General features: G+C 69.2%; 12 protein-coding genes and 2 rRNA genes. 8 read left to right on the top strand and 6 right to left on the bottom strand.

Annotated features, from left to right (window positions below):
* Nucleotides 1–142 precede the first annotated feature (142 nt).
* Together ACR68M_RS09050 and rrf are read left to right on the top strand one after the other, a co-directional pair.
* Nucleotides 143–3265: ribosomal RNA gene (locus ACR68M_RS09050) — 23S ribosomal RNA — on the top strand.
* Nucleotides 3266–3350: 85 nt separating this feature from the next.
* Nucleotides 3351–3467: ribosomal RNA gene (gene rrf / locus ACR68M_RS09045) — 5S ribosomal RNA — on the top strand.
* A gap of 90 nt (nucleotides 3468–3557) precedes the next feature.
* Here rrf and ACR68M_RS09040 read toward each other — a convergent pair.
* The gene (locus ACR68M_RS09040) at nucleotides 3558–4013 is read right to left on the bottom strand and encodes an N-acetyltransferase family protein (RefSeq protein ID WP_441249925.1); all 456 of its coding nucleotides are present in this window, start codon (nucleotides 4011–4013) and stop codon (nucleotides 3558–3560) included.
* Nucleotides 4014–4060: 47 nt separating this feature from the next.
* A complete protein-coding gene (locus ACR68M_RS09035; RefSeq protein ID WP_441249924.1) occupies nucleotides 4061–4852 on the bottom strand; it encodes a VOC family protein in 792 nt (263 codons plus the stop codon).
* 165 nt (nucleotides 4853–5017) lie between these two features.
* Here ACR68M_RS09035 and recD2 point away from each other — a divergent pair, with 165 nt between their 5' ends.
* From recD2 to ACR68M_RS09020, 3 genes are all read left to right on the top strand, one after another.
* The gene (gene recD2 / locus ACR68M_RS09030) at nucleotides 5018–7261 is read left to right on the top strand and encodes an SF1B family DNA helicase RecD2 (protein WP_441249923.1); all 2244 of its coding nucleotides are present in this window, start codon (nucleotides 5018–5020) and stop codon (nucleotides 7259–7261) included.
* A gap of 227 nt (nucleotides 7262–7488) precedes the next feature.
* Nucleotides 7489–8778 (top strand): citrate synthase, encoded by a 1290-nt coding sequence (locus ACR68M_RS09025; protein WP_441249922.1) that lies wholly within the window; start codon nucleotides 7489–7491, stop codon nucleotides 8776–8778.
* A gap of 544 nt (nucleotides 8779–9322) precedes the next feature.
* Nucleotides 9323–10054: an SDR family NAD(P)-dependent oxidoreductase gene (locus ACR68M_RS09020; protein ID WP_441249921.1), complete on the top strand. Its 732-nt coding sequence runs from the start codon at nucleotides 9323–9325 to the stop codon at nucleotides 10052–10054.
* Nucleotides 10055–10106: 52 nt separating this feature from the next.
* Here ACR68M_RS09020 and ACR68M_RS09015 read toward each other — a convergent pair whose 3' ends face one another.
* Together ACR68M_RS09015 and ACR68M_RS09010 are read right to left on the bottom strand one after the other, a co-directional pair.
* Nucleotides 10107–12374 (bottom strand): heavy metal translocating P-type ATPase, encoded by a 2268-nt coding sequence (locus ACR68M_RS09015; RefSeq protein ID WP_441249920.1) that lies wholly within the window; start codon nucleotides 12372–12374, stop codon nucleotides 10107–10109.
* Between the two features lie 93 nt (nucleotides 12375–12467).
* On the bottom strand, nucleotides 12468–12686 hold the full coding sequence (locus ACR68M_RS09010; RefSeq protein ID WP_441249919.1) for a heavy-metal-associated domain-containing protein: 219 nt from the start codon (nucleotides 12684–12686) through the stop codon (nucleotides 12468–12470).
* A gap of 163 nt (nucleotides 12687–12849) precedes the next feature.
* Between ACR68M_RS09010 and ACR68M_RS09005 the strand changes: the two genes are divergently transcribed.
* Nucleotides 12850–14010 carry a PP2C family protein-serine/threonine phosphatase gene (locus tag ACR68M_RS09005; protein WP_441249918.1) on the top strand — a complete coding sequence of 387 codons (1161 nt, stop codon included), beginning with the start codon at nucleotides 12850–12852 and terminating at the stop codon, nucleotides 14008–14010.
* Here ACR68M_RS09005 and dhaL read toward each other — a convergent pair.
* Both dhaL and dhaK read right to left on the bottom strand, forming a co-directional pair.
* A complete protein-coding gene (dhaL, locus tag ACR68M_RS09000) occupies nucleotides 13994–14647 on the bottom strand; it encodes a dihydroxyacetone kinase subunit DhaL (RefSeq protein ID WP_441249917.1) in 654 nt (217 codons plus the stop codon). The genes ACR68M_RS09005 and dhaL overlap by 17 nt on opposite strands.
* A 10-nt stretch (nucleotides 14648–14657) precedes the next feature.
* On the bottom strand, nucleotides 14658–15653 hold the full coding sequence (gene dhaK, locus ACR68M_RS08995; protein ID WP_441249916.1) for a dihydroxyacetone kinase subunit DhaK: 996 nt from the start codon (nucleotides 15651–15653) through the stop codon (nucleotides 14658–14660).
* Nucleotides 15654–15801: 148 nt separating this feature from the next.
* Here dhaK and dhaM point away from each other — a divergent pair, with 148 nt between their 5' ends.
* Nucleotides 15802–16194, top strand: coding sequence for a dihydroxyacetone kinase phosphoryl donor subunit DhaM (dhaM, locus tag ACR68M_RS08990; RefSeq protein ID WP_441249915.1), 393 nt, complete (start codon nucleotides 15802–15804; stop codon nucleotides 16192–16194).
* Nucleotides 16195–16431: 237 nt separating this feature from the next.
* Nucleotides 16432–17907 carry an alkaline phosphatase family protein gene (locus tag ACR68M_RS08985; protein WP_441249914.1) on the top strand — a complete coding sequence of 492 codons (1476 nt, stop codon included), beginning with the start codon at nucleotides 16432–16434 and terminating at the stop codon, nucleotides 17905–17907.
* Nucleotides 17908–17924: the final 17 nt, after the last annotated feature.

Raw genomic sequence — 17924 nt, 5'->3', positions numbered from 1 at the left:
CGTTGTTGGGTCCTGAGGGAACGGCCACTTCGGTGGTTGTTGCTTCAGAGATGCCGGTCCTACTCGAGGGTCCTCAGTTGAGGGTCTGAGGGTGGGTGACTGGTCGTTGTTTGAGAACTGCACAGTGGACGCGAGCATCTGTGGCCAAGTTTTTAAGGGCGCACGGTGGATGCCTTGGCACTAGGAACCGATGAAGGACGTGGGAGGCCGCGATAGTCCCCGGGGAGCCGTCAACCAGGCTTTGATCCGGGGGTTTCCGAATGGGGGAACCCGGCAGTCGTCATGGGCTGTCACCCGCACCTGAACACATAGGGTGTGTGGAGGGAACGAGGGGAAGTGAAACATCTCAGTACCCTCAGGAAGAGAAAACAACCGTGATTCCGGGAGTAGTGGCGAGCGAAACCGGATGAGGCTAAACCGTTCTGGTGTGATACCCGGCAGGGGTTGCCAGTGCGGGGTCGTGGGAAAGTTCTTGATCGGTCTGCCGGCCGGTCGGCGAGTCAGAAACCGTATGGGTAGTCGAAGGACATGCGAAAGGTCCGGCGTAGAGGGTAAGACCCCCGTAGACGAAATCTGTACGGCTTGCTTGAGCTTCTCCCAAGTAGCACGGGGCCCGAGAAATCCCGTGTGAATCTGGCGGGACCACCCGCTAAGCCTAAATATTCCCTAGTGACCGATAGCGGATAGTACCGTGAGGGAATGGTGAAAAGTACCGCGGGAGCGGAGTGAAATAGTACCTGAAACCGTGTGCCTACAAGCCGTGGGAGCGTCGGACAGTGGGCTTGCCCATCTGTCTCGTGACTGCGTGCCTTTTGAAGAATGAGCCTGCGAGTTTGCGGTGTGTAGCGAGGTTAACCCGTGTGGGGTAGCCGTAGCGAAAGCGAGTCCGAATAGGGCGAGTGAGTTGCACGCCCAAGACCCGAAGCGGAGTGATCTAGCCATGGGCAGGTTGAAGCGCGGGTAAGACCGTGTGGAGGACCGAACCCACCAGGGTTGAAAACCTGGGGGATGACCTGTGGTTAGGGGTGAAAGGCCAATCAAACTCCGTGATAGCTGGTTCTCCCCGAAATGCATTTAGGTGCAGCGTCACGTGTTTCTTGCCGGAGGTAGAGCACTGGATAGGCGATGGGCCTCAACGGGTTACTGACCTTAGCCAAACTCCGAATGCCGGTAAGTGAGAGCGTGGCAGTGAGACTGTGGGGGATAAGCTCCATGGTCGAGAGGGAAACAGCCCAGAACACCGACTAAGGTCCCTAAGCGTGTGCTAAGTGGGAAAGGATGTGGAGTCGCAGAGACAACCAGGAGGTTGGCTTAGAAGCAGCCATCCTTGAAAGAGTGCGTAATAGCTCACTGGTCAAGTGATTCCGCGCCGACAATGTAGCGGGGCTCAAGCACACCACCGAAGTCGTGTCATTGCAGCAATACCCCCAACGGGGGCTGTGATGGGTAGGGGAGCGTCGTGTGCCGGGTGAAGCAGCGGAGGAATCCAGTTGTGGACGGTTCACGAGTGAGAATGCAGGCATGAGTAGCGATACAAGAGTGGGAAACTCTTGCGCCGATTGACCAAGGGTTCCTGGGTCAAGCTGATCTGCCCAGGGTAAGTCGGGACCTAAGGCGAGGCCGACAGGCGTAGTCGATGGACAACGGGTTGATATTCCCGTACCCGCTTTGAAGCGCCAACGTCGAACCTCTGAATGCTAAAGCCGTGAAGCCGGCCCGGAGTCTTCGGACAATGGGACGTGGTGGAGCCGCTGACCCAACAGGGTAGTAGGTGAGCGATGGGGTGACGCAGGAAGGTAGTCCAACCCGGGCGGTGGTTGTCCCGGGGTAAGGGTGTAGGCCGAGTGATAGGCAAATCCGTCACTCATTAAGGCTGAGACCTGATGCCGAGCCGATTGTGGTGAAGTGGATGATCCTATGCTGTCGAGAAAAGCCTCTAGCGAGTTTCATGGCGGCCCGTACCCCAAACCGACTCAGGTGGTCAGGTAGAGAATACCGAGGCGTTCGGGTGAACTATGGTTAAGGAACTCGGCAAAATGCCCCCGTAACTTCGGGAGAAGGGGGGCCGGAACTGGTGATCCGATTTACTCGGTGAGCTGGGGCCGGCCGCAGAGACCAGCGAGAAGCGACTGTTTACTAAAAACACAGGTCCGTGCGAAGCCGTAAGGCGATGTATACGGACTGACGCCTGCCCGGTGCTGGAACGTTAAGGGGACCGGTTAGTCACATTTCGGTGTGGCGAAGCTGAGAACTTAAGCGCCAGTAAACGGCGGTGGTAACTATAACCATCCTAAGGTAGCGAAATTCCTTGTCGGGTAAGTTCCGACCTGCACGAATGGCGTAACGACTTCTCGACTGTCTCAACCATAGGCCCGGTGAAATTGCATTACGAGTAAAGATGCTCGTTTCGCGCAGCAGGACGGAAAGACCCCGGGACCTTTACTATAGCTTGATATTGGTGTTCGGTTCGGCTTGTGTAGGATAGGTGGGAGACTTTGAAGCAGCAACGCCAGTTGTTGTGGAGTCGTCGTTGAAATACCACTCTGGTCGTGCTGGATGTCTAACCTGGGTCCGTGATCCGGATCAGGGACAGTGTCTGGTGGGTAGTTTAACTGGGGCGGTTGCCTCCTAAAGAGTAACGGAGGCGCCCAAAGGTTCCCTCAGCCTGGTTGGCAATCAGGTGTTGAGTGTAAGTGCACAAGGGAGCTTGACTGTGAGACCGACGGGTCGAGCAGGTGCGAAAGCAGGGACTAGTGATCCGGCGGTGGCTTGTGGAAGCGCCGTCGCTCAACGGATAAAAGGTACCCCGGGGATAACAGGCTGATCTTCCCCAAGAGTCCATATCGACGGGATGGTTTGGCACCTCGATGTCGGCTCGTCGCATCCTGGGGCTGGAGTAGGTCCCAAGGGTTGGGCTGTTCGCCCATTAAAGCGGTACGCGAGCTGGGTTTAGAACGTCGTGAGACAGTTCGGTCCCTATCCGCTGTGCGCGTAGGAATATTGAGAAGGGCTGTCCCTAGTACGAGAGGACCGGGACGGACGAACCTCTGGTGTGCCAGTTGTCCTGCCAAGGGCATGGCTGGTTGGCTACGTTCGGGAGGGATAACCGCTGAAAGCATCTAAGCGGGAAGCCTGCTTCGAGATGAATGTTCCCACCTCCTTGAGAGGGTAAGGCTCCCAGTAGACGACTGGGTTGATAGGCCGGATGTGGAAGCCCTGTAAGGGGTGGAGCTGACCGGTACTAATAGGCCGAGGGCTTGTCCTCAGTTGCTCGCGTCCACTGTGTTGTTCTGAAACAACGACCCCACACCGTAGGTCAAGGGTGGTGCGGTCGTCTGGTTTCATAGTGTTTCGGTGGTCATAGCGTGAGGGAAACGCCCGGTTACATTCCGAACCCGGAAGCTAAGCCTCAAAGCGCCGATGGTACTGCAGGGGGGACCCTGTGGGAGAGTAGGACGCCGCCGAACAATCATTCACGAAAGGCCCCCATCCGGGAACGGATGGGGGCCTTTCGCATTTCCGGATCCATTTCTGGACCCACTTCCGGAGCGGTTTCCTCAGGACAGTGCCAGCTTGAAGCCGAGGTGCGAGGCGGTGAAGCCGAGCCGCTCGTAGAAGCGGTGTGCGTCGGTGCGGGTGGCGTCCGAGGTGAGCTGGACGAGGTCGGCACCGAGGTCGCGGGAGGTGTTGACGGCCCATTCGATGAGTTGGGTGCCGAGGCCGCTGCCGCGTTCGCTCGCGTCGATCCGGACACCTTCGATGATGGTGCGGGTGGAGCCTCGGCGGGAGAGGCCGGGGATGACGGTGAGCTGGAGGGTGCCGACGACGCGGCCGTGGCGCTCGGCGACGGTCACGTACTGCTGGGGGTCGCCGGCGAGGCGGGCGAAGGCGGTCTCGTACGGGGTCAGGTCGTCGGGGGATTCGCGGGTGGCTCCGAGCGGGTCGTCGGCGAGCATGGCGACGATCGCGGGGAGGTCCTCGCGGACGGCTGGGCGGAAGGTCAGGTCGGTCATGATCGTGACCCTAGGCGACGTGGCCTTGGGCGAGGGGTGCGGGTGCGTCACTCGCCGGGTGCGGCGCTGGTGATGACGGCGAAGACGGCGCCGTGCGGGTCGGTGAGTTGGGCGAAGCGGCCGACTCCGTGGGCCTCGGTGGCGGGGAGGCGTACGGCGCCGCCGTGGGCCTGGGCGGTGGCGATGACCGCGTCGGTGTCGGGGACTTCGAAGTACGGGAGCCAGTGGGGGGCGATTCCGCTGGCGCTCTGGGCGGGGGCGAGCTGCATGATGCCGCCCTGGCCGTCGTCGGTGCCGCCGGTGGCGGGGGTGAGCACGGTGTAGGTGCTGTCGCCGAACGGGACGTCCTGCTCCTGCCAGCCGAACAGCTCGCGGTAGAAGGCCTTGGCGGCGGTCGGGTCGGAGGTGTAGAGCTCCGTCCAGCAGAGGCTGCCGGGGGTGGTGACGGTGTCGAGGCCGAGGGTGTTGCCGGGCTGCCAGACGGCGAACTCCGCGCCCGTCGGGTCGGTGAAGCCGGCCAGTCGGCCTTCGGCGAAGACGTCCATGGGCGGGAAGCGCACGGTGCCGCCTGCCCGTTGGACGTGGGCGGTGACGGAGTCGGCGTCGGTGGCGGCGAAGTAGAGGGTCCAGGCGGGCTTGGCGCCCTCTGCGTTGAGGGGGCCGAGGGCGGCGACTGTCCGGCCCTCGTGCTGGAAGAAGCCGTAGCCGCCCGCCTCCGGGCCTGCGGAGAGGAAGGTCCAGCCGAAGAGGGCGCTGTAGAAGGTGGTGGAGCCGGAGAGGTCGGGGCTGCCGAGGTCCAGCCAGTTGGGGGAGCCGGGGACGAAATCGGTGGTGAGCATGGTGCTCCTTCGGGGGCGCCCGGGAGGGCGGGCGTGATTCGAACCCCCCTCTGGCATCGTCGTCCCTGCTGGGGAGGGGGACAACCGCAGCGCCCGGCGGGCGGGGATGTCGGCGCGGGGCGGTACGGTGCGTAGCGGGCGGTCACCGGTAGGGAGAGGGGCCTCGTGGACACGCAGCAGCGGCCTGGGCAGGGCAAGGAGCAGGTGCCGCGCCAGCTGGCCCAGGTGGAGGGCGTGCTGGAGCGGATCACGTACGCCAACGAGGAGACCGGGTACACCGTCGCGCGGGTCGATACCGGGCGTGGGGCGAACGACCTGCTGACGGTGGTCGGGGCGCTGCTCGGTGCGCAGCCGGGGGAGTCGCTGCGGCTGCACGGGCGGTGGGGGTCGCATCCGCAGTACGGCAAGCAGTTCGTGGTGGAGAACTACACGACGGTGCTGCCGGCGACGGTGCAGGGCATTCAGCGGTATCTGGGGTCGGGGCTGATCAAGGGGATCGGGCCGCGGTTCGCGGAGCGGATCGTGGAGCAGTTCGGGGTCGACACGTTGGACGTGATCGAGCAGGAGCCGAAGCGGCTGATCGAGGTGCCGGGGCTCGGGCCGAAGCGGACGAAGATGATCGCGGCGGCCTGGGAGGAGCAGAAGTCCATCAAGGAGGTGATGGTCTTCCTCCAGGGGGTCGGGGTTTCTACCTCGCTGGCGGTGCGGATCTTCAAGAAGTACGGCGAGAGTTCGATCGGGGTGGTGAAGAACGAGCCGTACCGGCTGGCTTCGGACGTCTGGGGCATCGGCTTCCTGACGGCGGACCGGATCGCGCAGGCGGTGGGCATCCCGCACGACAGCCCGGAGCGGGTGAAGGCGGGCTTGCAGTACGCGCTGTCGCAGAGCAGCGACCAGGGGCACTGCTTCCTGCCAGAGGAGCGGTTGATCTCGGACGGGGTGAAGCTGCTCCAGGTCGATGTCGGGCTGGTCATCGACTGCCTGGCCGCGCTGGTGGTGGAGGAGGGGGTCGTGCGGGAGAGCGTGCCGGGGGAGGCGGGGGAGCCGATCACGGCGGTGTACCTGGTGCCGTTCCACCGGGCGGAGATCTCGCTGGCGAATCAGCTGTTGCGGCTGCTGCGGTCCGAGACGGACCGGATGGCGGGCTTCCAGGGGGTGGACTGGCCGGCTGCGCTGGGGTGGCTGGCGAAGCGCACGGGAGCCGAACTCGCGCCGGAGCAGCGGGAGTCGGTGCGCCTCGCGCTGACCGAGAAGGTGGCGGTGCTGACGGGCGGGCCGGGGTGCGGGAAGTCGTTCACGGTGAAGTCGATCGTGACGCTGGCGCTCGCCAAGAAGGCGAAGGTGGTGCTGGCGGCGCCGACGGGCCGGGCGGCGAAGCGGTTGGCGGAGCTGACGGGCGCGGAGGCGTCGACCGTGCACCGGCTGTTGGAGCTGCGGCCGGGTGGTGAGGCGGCGTACGACCGGGACCGGCCGTTGGACGCGGATCTGGTGGTGGTCGACGAGGCGTCGATGCTGGATCTGATCCTGGCGAACAAGTTGGTGAAGGCCGTCGCGCCGGGGGCGCACCTGCTCTTCGTGGGGGATGTGGACCAGCTGCCCTCGGTCGGGGCGGGCGAGGTGCTGCGGGACATGTTGGCGGAGGGCGGGCCCGTCCCGTCGGTGCGGCTGACGCGGATCTTCCGGCAGGCGCAGCAGTCGGGGGTGGTGACGAACGCGCACCGGATCAACGAGGGGCTGCCGCCGGTCACGGACGGGTTGGCGGACTTCTTCCTGTTCGCGGAGGAGGACACCGAGCGGGCGGCGGGCCTGACGGTGGACGTGGTGGCGCGCCGCATCCCGCAGAGGTTCGGGTTGGACCCGCGCCGGGACGTGCAGGTGCTGGCGCCGATGCACCGGGGCCCGGCGGGGGCGGGCAATCTGAACACTCTGTTGCAGGCGGCTGTCACTCCGGGGCGGGAGGGGTTGCCCGAGCGGCGCTTCGGCGGCCGGACCTTCCGGGTAGGTGACAAGGTCACGCAGATCCGCAACAACTACGAGAAGGGGCAGAACGGGGTCTTCAACGGCACGGTCGGTGTGGTGACGTCACTCAGCGTGGAGGAGCAGCGGCTGACCGTCCGGACCGACGAGGACGAGGAGGTGCCGTACGACTTCGACGAGCTGGACGAGCTGGCGCACGCGTACGCAGTCACGATCCACCGTTCGCAGGGCAGTGAGTACCCGGCGGTGGTGATTCCCGTCACCACGTCGGCGTGGACGATGTTGCAGCGGAACCTGCTCTACACGGCCGTGACGAGGGCGAAGCAACTGGTGGTGCTGGTGGGGTCACGGAGAGCGATCGCCCAGGCTGTTCGGGCGGTCAGTGCAGGTCGGAGGCATTCTGCACTTGATCATCGGCTCTCGACTGGATGATTGTCCAATGGGGTCGGTGGGCGGGGGTTGTCTTGACGTGAAGAGATTTAGGGCGGAGCCTAGTCTCGCGCCGATCTTGTCCGGTTCGTACCGGCTGCGGCGCAAGCTTTTGTTGGGCGGGGCCCTTTCGGCCGCCACCCCGGGTGCGCGGCTGTCCCTCGGATGGGGGATCGTAGAGACAGTCAGGGCACCTTGGCAGAGGACTTCATTTCGTCGGTGAGGAAGACGTGAGCGACAACTCGGTAGTACTGCGGTACCAGGACGGCGAGTACGAGTACCCCGTCGTCGAGAGCACTGCGGGCAACGCCGGCTTCGACATCTCGAAGCTGCTCCCGCAGACCGGCCTGGTCACCCTGGACAACGGCTTCGGCAACACCGCTGCCTACAAGTCCGCGATCACCTTCGTGGACGGTGACAACGGCATCCTGCGCTACCGCGGTTACCCGATCGAGCAGCTGGCCGAGCAGGGCGGCTTCATCGAGACCGCGTACCTCCTGATCAACGGCGAACTGCCGACGGGCGACCAGCTCCAGGCCTTCAACGCCGAGATCACCCAGCACACGCTGCTGCACGAGGACGTCAAGCGCTTCTACCAGGGCTTCCCCCGGGATGCTCACCCGATGGCGATGCTGTCCTCCGTGGTCGGCGCGCTGTCGACCTTCTACCAGGACAGCCACAACCCGTTCGACGCCGCCCAGCGCCACCTGTCGACCGTCCGGCTGCTGGCCAAGCTGCCGACGATCGCGGCCTACGCGTACAAGAAGTCGATCGGCCAGCCGTTCGTCTACCCGCGTAACGACCTGAGCTACGTCGAGAACTTCCTCCGGATGACCTTCGCCGTCCCGGCCGAGGACTACGAGCTCAACCCGGTGGTCGTCAACGCGCTCGACAAGCTGCTGATCCTGCACGCGGACCACGAGCAGAACTGCTCGACCTCCACCGTGCGTCTGGTCGGCTCCAGCCACGCGAACCAGTTCGCCTCGATCTCGGCCGGCATCTCGGCGCTCTGGGGCCCGCTGCACGGCGGCGCCAACCAGGCCGTGCTGGAGATGCTGGAGCAGATCCAGAAGGACGGCGGCGACGTCGACTCCTTCATCACGAAGGTCAAGAACCGCGAGGACGGCGTGAAGCTCATGGGCTTCGGTCACCGCGTCTACAAGGCCTTCGACCCGCGTGCCGCCCAGGTCAAGATCCTGGCGCACGAGGTGCTCAGCCAGCTCGGCAAGTCCGACGAGCTGCTGGAGATCGCGCTCAAGCTCGAGGAGCACGCGCTCAACGACGACTTCTTCGTCTCGCGCAAGCTCTACCCGAACGTGGACTTCTACACCGGCCTGATCTACCGCGCCATGGGCTTCCCGACCAGCATGTTCACCGTGCTGTTCGCCCTGGGCCGGCTGCCGGGCTGGATCGCCCACTGGCACGAGATGATCAACGACCCGGGCAGCCGCATCGGCCGTCCGCGCCAGATCTACACCGGTGTCGCGATCCGCGACTACGTGGAGCTCGGCGACCGCTGACGCCACCCGCACTGACGCGACAGGGCCCGACTGCCTAGGCAGTCGGGCCCTGTCGTGCTTCTGTCGCGCTCCCGCCGGCCCCTGGCGGGGCCGTGGGCCGGTCGAGTGTCGGCGCACGACGCCCGGGGGTGGTACCGGGGAGGGAACGGCCGCTCAAAGCGTTCCCGACCCGCCACCCCCGGCGTCGTGCGCGAAGGCTGCCGAACCGGTCGGCAACCGTTCACGGGGCCCGCCGGAGCCCCGTCGTCGCCAGCGATGGTCGCGCACGGGCGTGCTGCCGTTCAACACGCCGCCGCTCACCGAAAGCTGCCGCACTACAAAAGGTAAGACGTAACCAGGGTCGCAAAGTTACGCCTGAGGGGTGTGAGTTGGCTCTCGCCACGCTCCGTGTGCAGGCGGTGCCTCCCTCATAGCACACCGCCGTCGGGCGACTACATCACCCTCCCCGCAGTGTTGGCAACCCTGCGTGATAGGAATCGTGTCATTCCGGTACGGACCGCCCGCACTCTCGGCGACGGCGGCCGGGCGGGGAGGGAGCGCGCAGATGGCCAGGGAAGAAGCCAGGAACGTCGTCGTCACCGGCGGCGGCACCGGAATCGGCTACGAGGTGGCCCGCCGGTTCGCCGACGCCGGTGACCGGGTGGTCATCGTCGGGCGCCGCCGCTCCGTACTGGAGACGGCCGCCGCCGAGCTCGGCCCGAACGTCACCCCGCTGGTCTGCGACCTCGCCGACCCCGACGCGGTCGAGGGCGCACTGCCCGCGCTCCCCGCGCGGATCGACGTCCTGGTCAACAACGCGGGCAGCCGGGAGACCGTGATCGGCGCCGGGCCGCACGCGGTGCTGGCCCGCTGGCGCGGGGACTTCGAGCGGAACGTGCTCACGGTGGTGCTGCTCACCGAGTCGGTCCGCGACCGGCTGACGCCCGGCAGCGGGCGGGTGATCACCGTCAGCTCGATCGCGGCGCTGCGGGGCGCCGGCTCGTACGGCGCGGCCAAGGCCTCGCTGCACGCCTGGAACCACTTCCTCGCCGCCCAGCTCGGGACCTCCGGGATCACCGCGAACATCGTCGCGCCCGGGACGGTCGCCGGGACGGAGTTCTTCGGGCCCCGGCTCGACGAGGCGGAGGTCTCGCGCCGGGCCGCCCGCACGCTGCTGGGGCGGATCGGCGAGCCGGGGGAGGTCGCGGGGGCGGTGCACTTCCTCGCCTCGGACGACGCGCGGTTCATCACCGGGGAGATCCTGCACTGCAACGGCGGGGAACTGCTCGGACGCTGACAGCGCCCGCGGCGGATAGCCTGGATAACCCGGATAACCCGGATCGCGCGGATCACGCGGATGCGTCGAAGCTGCGCAGGCGGAGGCTGTTGGTGACCACGAAGACCGAGGAGAAGGCCATCGCGGCCCCAGCCACCACCGGGTTGAGGAGGCCTGCGGCGGCGAGCGGGACGGCGGCGACGTTGTAGGCGAAGGCCCAGAAGAGGTTGCCCCTGATGGTGGCGAGGGTGCGCCGGGCGAGGCGGATGGCGTCGGCCGCCGAGCGGAGGTCGCCCCGGACGAGGGTCAGGTCGCCCGCCTCGATGGCCGCGTCGGTGCCGGTGCCCATGGCGAGCCCCAGATCGGCCTGCGCGAGGGCGGCGGCGTCGTTGACCCCGTCGCCGACCATGGCCACCGAGCGGCCCTCGGCCTGGAGCCGGCGGACGGCGGCGACCTTGTCCTCCGGGAGGACCTCGGCGATCACGTCCTCGGGGGCGATGCCGACCTCGGCGGCGACCGCCTCGGCCGCGGCACGGTTGTCGCCGGTCAGCAGGACGGGCCTCAGGCCCAGCCCGCGCAGCTGCGCCACGGCCTCGGCGCTGGTCGGCCGGACGGTGTCGGAGACCACCAGGACGGCCCTGGCGGCGCCGTCCCAGCCGACGGAGACGGCGGTGCGCCCGGCGGCCTCGGCGGCGGCCCTGGCGGCCGCCAGGACGGGCGGCAGGTGCTGGGCCCGGTCGGCGAGCAGCAGCTCGCGCCCGGCGACCACGGTGTGCCCGTCCACGGTGCCCTGGACGCCCCGGCCGGGGACGGTCCGGAAGCCCTCGACCGGCGGCAGCTCGCCGAGGCGTTCGGCGGCCGCGCTCGCGACGGCGGCGGCGATCGGGTGCTCGGAGGCGTGCTCCAGCGCCCCGGCGAGCCGCAGCACCTCCTCCTCGGTGACGCCCTCGGCGGTGTGCACGGCGGTCAGGGACATCCGGCCGGTCGTCACGGTGCCGGTCTTGTCCAGGACGACGGTGTCGACCCGGCGGGTGGTCTCCAGCACCTCGGGCCCCTTGATCAGGATGCCCAGCTGGGCGCCCCGGCCGGTGCCGACCATCAGGGCGGTCGGGGTGGCCAGGCCCAGCGCACACGGGCAGGCGATGATCAGGACGGCCACGGCGGCGGTGAACGCCTCGGCGGGGTTTCCGCTGGTGAGCAGCCAGCCGACCAGGGTGCCCAGCGCGATCAGGATCACCACGGGGACGAAGACCGCCGAGATCCGGTCGGCCAGGCGCTGGGCGGCGGCCTTGCCGTTCTGCGCCTGCTCGACGAGCTCGGTCATCCGGGCGAGCCGGGTGTCGGCGCCGACCCGGGTCGCCTCGACCACCAGGCGGCCGCCGGCGTTGACGGTCGCGCCGGTGACCTGGTCGCCGACGGTGACCTCGACCGGGACGGCCTCGCCGGTGAGCATCGAGGCGTCCACGGCGGAGCTGCCCTCGACCACGGTGCCGTCGGTGGCGATCTTCTCGCCGGGGCGGACCACGAAGCGCATGCCCGGAGCCAGCGCGGCGACCGGCAGCCGTACCTCGCGGCCTTCCCGCAGCACGGCGACGTCCTTCGCGCCGAGGTCGAGGAGCGCGTGCAGGGCGGCGCCGGCGCGGCGCTTGGAGCGGGCCTCCAGCCAGCGGCCGAGCAGGATCAGGGTGGTGACGGCGGCCGCGGTCTCCAGGTAGAGGGCGGAGGAGGCGGCCCCGGCGGCGGCGGTGAGCGAGAACTCGTGCCGCATCCCGGTCATTCCGGCGTGGCCGAGGAAGAGCGCCCAGACCGACCAGCCGAAGGCGGCCAGGGTGCCGAGCGAGACGAGGGTGTCCATGGTCGCGGCGCCGTGCTTGAGGTTCGTCCAGGCCGCCCGGTGGAACGGCAGTCCGCCGTACACGACGACCGGGCCGGTCAGGGCGAAGGCCAGCCACTGCCAGTTGTCGAACTGGAGCGCGGGGACCATCGAGAGCAGGACGACCGGGACCGTCAGTGCGGCGCTGATCAGCAGGCGCTCGCGGAGCGGGTCGGCCGGTGCGGGCTCGTTGGATTCGGGTGTTTCGAGCGGCGCGGGCGGCGGGGGCAGCTCGGCGGTGTAGCCGGTCTTCTCGACGGTCGCGATCAGGTCGGCGACGCTCACCTCGGGGCCGTACTCGACGCGGGCCTTCTCGGTGGCGTAGTTGACCGTGGCGGTGACGCCGTCCAGGCGGTTGAGCTTCTTCTCGATCCGGGCCGCACAGGACGCGCAGGTCATGCCGCCGATGGACAGCTCGACGCTGTCGCGCCGGGTCTCGGGGGTGGTGGCCGGGGTCGTGGTGCTCATGCTCGTCTGTTCCTTCTGGCGCTGTGGGGAGTGCGCGGGGGAGTGCGCGCGGGGGCGCGGGTCGTCCCGGTGCGCACTCCCCCGCAGTGGGGCTCAGGCCGCCCGGCCGACCAGCTCGTACCCGGCCTCGTCGACGGCGGCCCGGACGGCGGCGTCGTCGACCGGGCTCTGGGAGGAGATCGTCACGGTACCGGCCTTCGCGTCGGCGGCGACATCGGTGACACCGGGGATGCCGGAGACCTCGGACGAGACCGACTTCTCGCAGTGGCCGCAGCTCATGCCGCTGACGGTGTAGGTGATGGTGCTGGACATCGGGGCCTCCGGGTGGTTCCTGTGGTTCGTGGTGCCGGTGGTTCTCGGCCTGCGTTGCTAGCAGAGAGTATTCGTAGCATCACGGAATGCTCTCATCGGCCCTGCTCGGGGCGTGTCCCACCCGCCCGGCGCGGGGACGGGCGCTGTCCGATATGTTCGATAGGTGCCACGGATCAGACCTGCTCAGCCGCCGCGGGCCAGCGGCCTGCCGCCCGCCCGGCGGGAGCGCGCGATCCTCGCCACCGACCTCCAGGACCTCCCCTGGTGGCGTCGGGCCTCGCCCGCGCTGCTGGCGACCGTCGTGATCTCCTTCGCCGACCTGCTCTCCGGCCGGGACAGGTACCTCGCGCCCCTGATGGTCGTGGTGCCCTCGATCGCCGCGCTCACCCTGCGGCCGCTCGAACTGCTGCTGGTCTGCATGTTCGGGCTGATCTCCCTGCTCACGCTGAGCCACTACGACCAGATGGACAACCTGCACGACGGCCGGTTCCTCTTCGGCGCGATGCTCAGCTACCTCGCGATCACCCTCGTCAGCGCCTGGGTGGCCCGGCTGCGGATGCGGCGCGCCGCCGAGTTCGCCGCCGTCAGCTCCGTCGCCGAGGCCGCCCAGCGGGCGCTGCTCAGCAGCCCCGGCCCGGCCGTCGGCCCGCTGCGGCTCGCCGTGCGGTACGTCTCCGCCGCCGACGCCGCCCGGATCGGCGGTGACCTGTACTCCGTCCTGGACACCCCGCACGGCACCCGGGCGCTGGTCGGCGACGTCCGGGGCAAGGGCCTCGGCGCGGTGCAGACGGCGGCCGTCGTGCTCGGCGCGTTCCGCGAGGCCGCGTACGACGAGAACGGGCTGTACGCCGTCGCGGAACGGATCGAGGCGAGCGTCGAGCGGCACGTGCCGGACGGGGAGTTCACCACGGCGCTGTTCGCCGAGTTCCGGGCGCCGGGCGGGGTGCAGCTGCTGCACTACGGGCACGTGCCGCCGGTCCTCGTCACCCCCGAGGGCACGGTGACGGTGCTGGAGGCGCCGGACCCGTGGGTGCCGCTCGGGCTCGGCAAGCTCGCCACCGGCCGGCCGCAGAGCATGGACCTGACGTTCGGGCCCGACGACGTGCTGGTGCTATGCACGGACGGGGTGGTCGAGGCGCGGCACCACCGCTCCGGCGAGTTCTACCCGCTGGCGGAGCGGGTGGGGGCACTGGTGCGGGGAGCTGCGCGGTCGGAGGCCGAGCTGGAGTCGGCCGTCGGGCGGCTGTACGAGGACCTGCTGGTTCACGCGGGCGGGGAGCTCGGGGACGACGCCCTGCTGCTCCTCATCACGCGGGGTGGCTGACGGTCGGTGGCGTCGGCTCGGTGACGTCGGCGAGGGCTCGGAAGAGCAGGGCGGTGGAGGTGGCGCCCGGGTCCTGGTGGCCGATGCTGCGGGGGCCCAGGTAGGAGGCGCGGCCCTTGCGGGCCTGGAGCGGGGTGGTGGCTTCGGCGGCCTGCTCGGCGGCCTCGGCGGCGGCCCTGGCCGCAGTGCGGAAGTCGGGGGCGGGCGAGGCGGAGGCGGCTTCGAAGGCGGCGGTGGCCGGGCCCCAGGCGTCGACGAGGGTCTTGTCGCCCGGCTGGGCGCCGCCCAGGCTCTGGACGGCCGCCAGCCCGGCGGTCAGGGCGGCGGCGAACTCGGCGGGGGTGGCCCGTTCGCCGGGGAGGGTCTTGCCCATGGCGCGGAGGGCGCTGCCGTAGAGCGGGCCGGAGGCGCCGCCCACCTTGGAGATCAGGGTGCTCCCGGCCTTGGTCAGGACGGCGCCGACGGAGGCGGGAGCCAGTGCGTCGAGGGCGGGGAGCACGGCGGCGAAGCCCCGGGCCAGGTTGCTGCCGTGATCGCCGTCGCCGATCGCGGAGTCGAGCTCGGTGAGCCGGGTCTGCTCCCGCTCGACGGCGGCGGCCGTCTCGCGGAGCCAGGCGAGGGCGAGGGGGATGTCCACGGGCTTCCTCTCAGGACCAGGTCAGCGCGGGGGTGGAGACCGGGGCGTCCCAGAGGTCGAGCAGCTGGGGGTCGGCCTTGGTGAGGGTGAGCGAGAAACCCGCCATGTCCAGGCTGGTGACGTAGCTGCCGACGAGCCTGCGGGCGATCGTGATGCCGCGCTCGGCGAGCCGGGCGTGGATCGCGCCGTAGACGACGTACAGCTCCAGCAGTGGGGTGCCGCCGAGCCCGTTGACCAGGGCGATCACCTCGTCGCCCGCCGTCAGGTCGTGGTCGGCGAGGATGGTGTCGACCACCTCGGCGGCCAGCTCGCGGGCCGGGCGCAGCGGTTCGCGGCGGCGGCCGGGCTCGCCGTGGATGCCGACGCCGACCTCGATCTCGTCCTCGGCGAGGTCGAAGCCGGGCTTGCCGGCCGCCGGGACGGTCGCGGCGGTCAGCGCGACGGCGAAGGAGCGGGAGGCGGCGTTGGCGCGCTTGCCGATCGCCGCGACCTCGGCCAGCGTCGCGCCGCGCTCGGCGAGGGCGCCGGTGGTCTTCTCGACCACGACCGTCGCGCCGGTGCCGCGCCGCCCGGCCGTCCAGGTGGAGTCCTCGACGGCGACGTCGTCGTCGACCAGCACGGTGCGGATCTCGATGCCCTCCTCCTCGGCCAGTTCGGCGGCGAGGCGGAAGTTCAGCACGTCCCCCGTGTAGTTCTTCACCACGAGGACCACGCCGGCGCCGGTGTGCACGGCCTGTGCGGCGGCCAGTACTTGATCCGGCACGGGCGAGGTGAAGATCTCGCCGGGGCAGGCCGCGTCGAGCATGCCGGGGCCGACGAAGCCGCCGTGCAGCGGCTCGTGCCCGGAGCCGCCGCCGGAGACCACGGCGACCTTCGGCGTCCCGGGGCGGGTGCCCCGGGCGATCACCCGCTGGTCGAGGTCGACCGTCAACTCCGGGTGGGCGGCCGCGAATCCGGCCAGGGCGTCGGTGAGCACCGTCTCCGGACTGTTGATCAACTTCTTCACGGCGGGCTCCTTCAGCACGGGTGGGATCGGCTTGTGGTGGCTCCCCGGTGACGTTACGCCAGCCGGGGCACGTACGGTCGGCATACGACACGCCGGATTTCGAACTGATCCGCGAGTGGTGCCGGGCGGACCCGGCTAGTGTCGGTCCATGGCCAATCACGTCGGTATCGTCCTCGTCTCGCACAGTGCGCTCATGGCCGCCGGGCTGCGGGAGCTGCTCGTCGAACTCGGCTCCGACACCGTCCCCGTGCTGGTCGCCGGGGGTACCGAGGACGGTGGGCTCGGCACCAGCTACGACCTGATCGTGCGTGCCGTCGCGGCGGCGGACGCGGGTGCCGGGGTGGTCGTCCTGCCCGATCTGGGCAGTTCGGTGCTGACCGCGCGGACGGCGTTGGAGGACCATCCGGGCGGCCGGGTGGTGCTGGTGGACGCCCCGTTCGTCGAGGGTGCCGTCGCCGCGGTCGTCACCGCCTCGGCCGGGGCGGCGCTGGCGGAGGTGGTCGGTGCGGCCGAAGGGGCGCGGGATTTCCGGAAGTTGTGACGGGTGACCGCCGGATCTGCCGTCGGTGTGCCGGTGCACGGTGATTCCTGCGGCGGCGGGGGCAAGGTCAACTCCCGGTAGTGGTCGGGTAAAAAGCGCGCAGGAGGGCTTTCGTACACGCGTCCGTCACCGCCCGGCCGGTCCGGTGTTCACCCCTCGCTGGTGGGGTTCCTCTCGCACCGCAGACGCCCTTCCCGTCGCCGCACGTGACGGGGACCGAGTACCGGGAGCTCCACCGTGACGATCCGTCCGACGTCGAAGTCCGCCCTTCTCGCCGCCGCCGCGGCCCTGGTGGCCGCTGCCGCCACCCCGGCCGCCGCCGCCGACTTCGGCGCCAACGCACACCGTGACCGCCACGTCCTGCTGATCAGCATCGACGGCCTGCACGCCGGTGACCTGAGCACCTGGGCCGCCCTGCACCCCGGCTCCGCGCTCGCCAAGCTCGCCCGGCGCGGCACCACCTACACCGACGCGCGCTCCTCGCAGCCCTCGGACTCCTTCCCCGGCATCCTGGCGCTCACCACCGGCGGCACGCCGAAGACCACCGGCGTCTACTACGACGACTCCTACGACCGCAAGCTCTCGCCGGCCGGCTCGGCCTGCAAGACCGTCGGCACCGAGGTCGTCTTCGACGAGGCCGTCGACGTCAACTCGGGCGCGCTGGACGCGGGCGGCGGCATCGACCCGGCCAAGCTGCCGCTCGACCCCGCCAAGGGCTGCACCCCCGTCTACCCGCACTCCTTCCTGCGGACCAACACCGTCTTCGAGGTCGCCCAGCAGGCCGGTCTGACCACCGCCTGGGCCGACAAGCACCCGGCGTACGACCTCCTCAACGGCCCCTCCGGCAAGGGCGTCCAGGACGCCTACAACCCGGAGATCGCCGCCACCGACGGCACCGTCGCCGGGACGATCGCCTACGACGCCCTCAAGGTCGCCGGGGTGAAGAACCAGATCGACGGGCGTGACCACACCGGCACGAAGGCCCAGCCGGTGCCCGCCGTCTTCGGCCTCAACTTCCAGGCCGTCAGCGTCGCCCAGAAGACCGCCGGGTACGCCCCGAAGGGCGCCTTCTCGCCGGAGATCGCCGAGGCGCTCGCCAGGACCGACGCGGCGATCGGCAGCCTCACCGCCGAGCTGCGCGCCAAGGGCCTGGAGAAGCGCACCGAGATCGTGCTCACCGCCAAGCACGGCCAGTCGCCGGTCGACCGCTCCAAGCTGAAGATCGTCGACAAGAAGCTGCTCGGCAGCGTCGTCGACGGCGTGAAGCCGGGCCTGCTCGCCCAGGCCACCGCCGACGACGTCGCGCTGCTCTGGCTCACCGACGGCAAGCAGGCCGAGGCCGTCGCCGCCGCGCTGCGGGCGCACGCCGCCGAGCTGAACATCGACAAGGTGCTGGTCGGCCCCGCGCTGGTCAAGCAGTTCGGCAACCCGGCAACGGACTCCCGCACCCCCGATGTGATCGTGCTGCCGAAGGCGGGCACCGTCTACACCAAGCCGACCGCCACCAAGGTCGCCGAGCACGGCGGCTTCACGGCCGACGACACGCACGTCGCGCTGCTGGTCGCCGGCCCCGGCGGCGAGGGTGAGAAGGTCACCGGCCGGGTCGACACCACCCAGGTCGCGCCGACCATCCTGAAGTTCCTCGGGCTGGACCCGAAGGCGCTGGCGGCGGTCCGCGCCGAGGGCACGAAGGTGCTGCCCGACGTCCGCTGACGCGGGGTACGGACTGA

Origin of the sequence: Kitasatospora sp. McL0602 (assembly GCF_052076145.1) — a bacterium.
Taxonomy (GTDB): domain Bacteria; phylum Actinomycetota; class Actinomycetes; order Streptomycetales; family Streptomycetaceae; genus Kitasatospora.
The sequence above is the reverse complement of the archived record's forward strand: the minus strand, read 5'-3'. Positions and strand labels throughout refer to the sequence as shown.

Excerpts from the sequence above, each read along its gene's own strand:
- ACR68M_RS09010 (WP_441249919.1), bottom strand. The coding sequence starts at position 12,686 with ATGTCCAGCACCATCACCTACACCGTCAGCGGCATGAGCTGCGGCCAC.
- ACR68M_RS09020 (WP_441249921.1), top strand. The coding sequence starts at position 9,323 with ATGGCCAGGGAAGAAGCCAGGAACGTCGTCGTCACCGGCGGCGGCACC.
- dhaM (WP_441249915.1), top strand. The coding sequence starts at position 15,802 with ATGGCCAATCACGTCGGTATCGTCCTCGTCTCGCACAGTGCGCTCATG.
- ACR68M_RS09015 (WP_441249920.1), bottom strand. The coding sequence starts at position 12,374 with ATGAGCACCACGACCCCGGCCACCACCCCCGAGACCCGGCGCGACAGC.
- ACR68M_RS09035 (WP_441249924.1), bottom strand. The coding sequence starts at position 4,852 with ATGCTCACCACCGATTTCGTCCCCGGCTCCCCCAACTGGCTGGACCTC.
- ACR68M_RS09040 (WP_441249925.1), bottom strand. The coding sequence starts at position 4,013 with ATGACCGACCTGACCTTCCGCCCAGCCGTCCGCGAGGACCTCCCCGCG.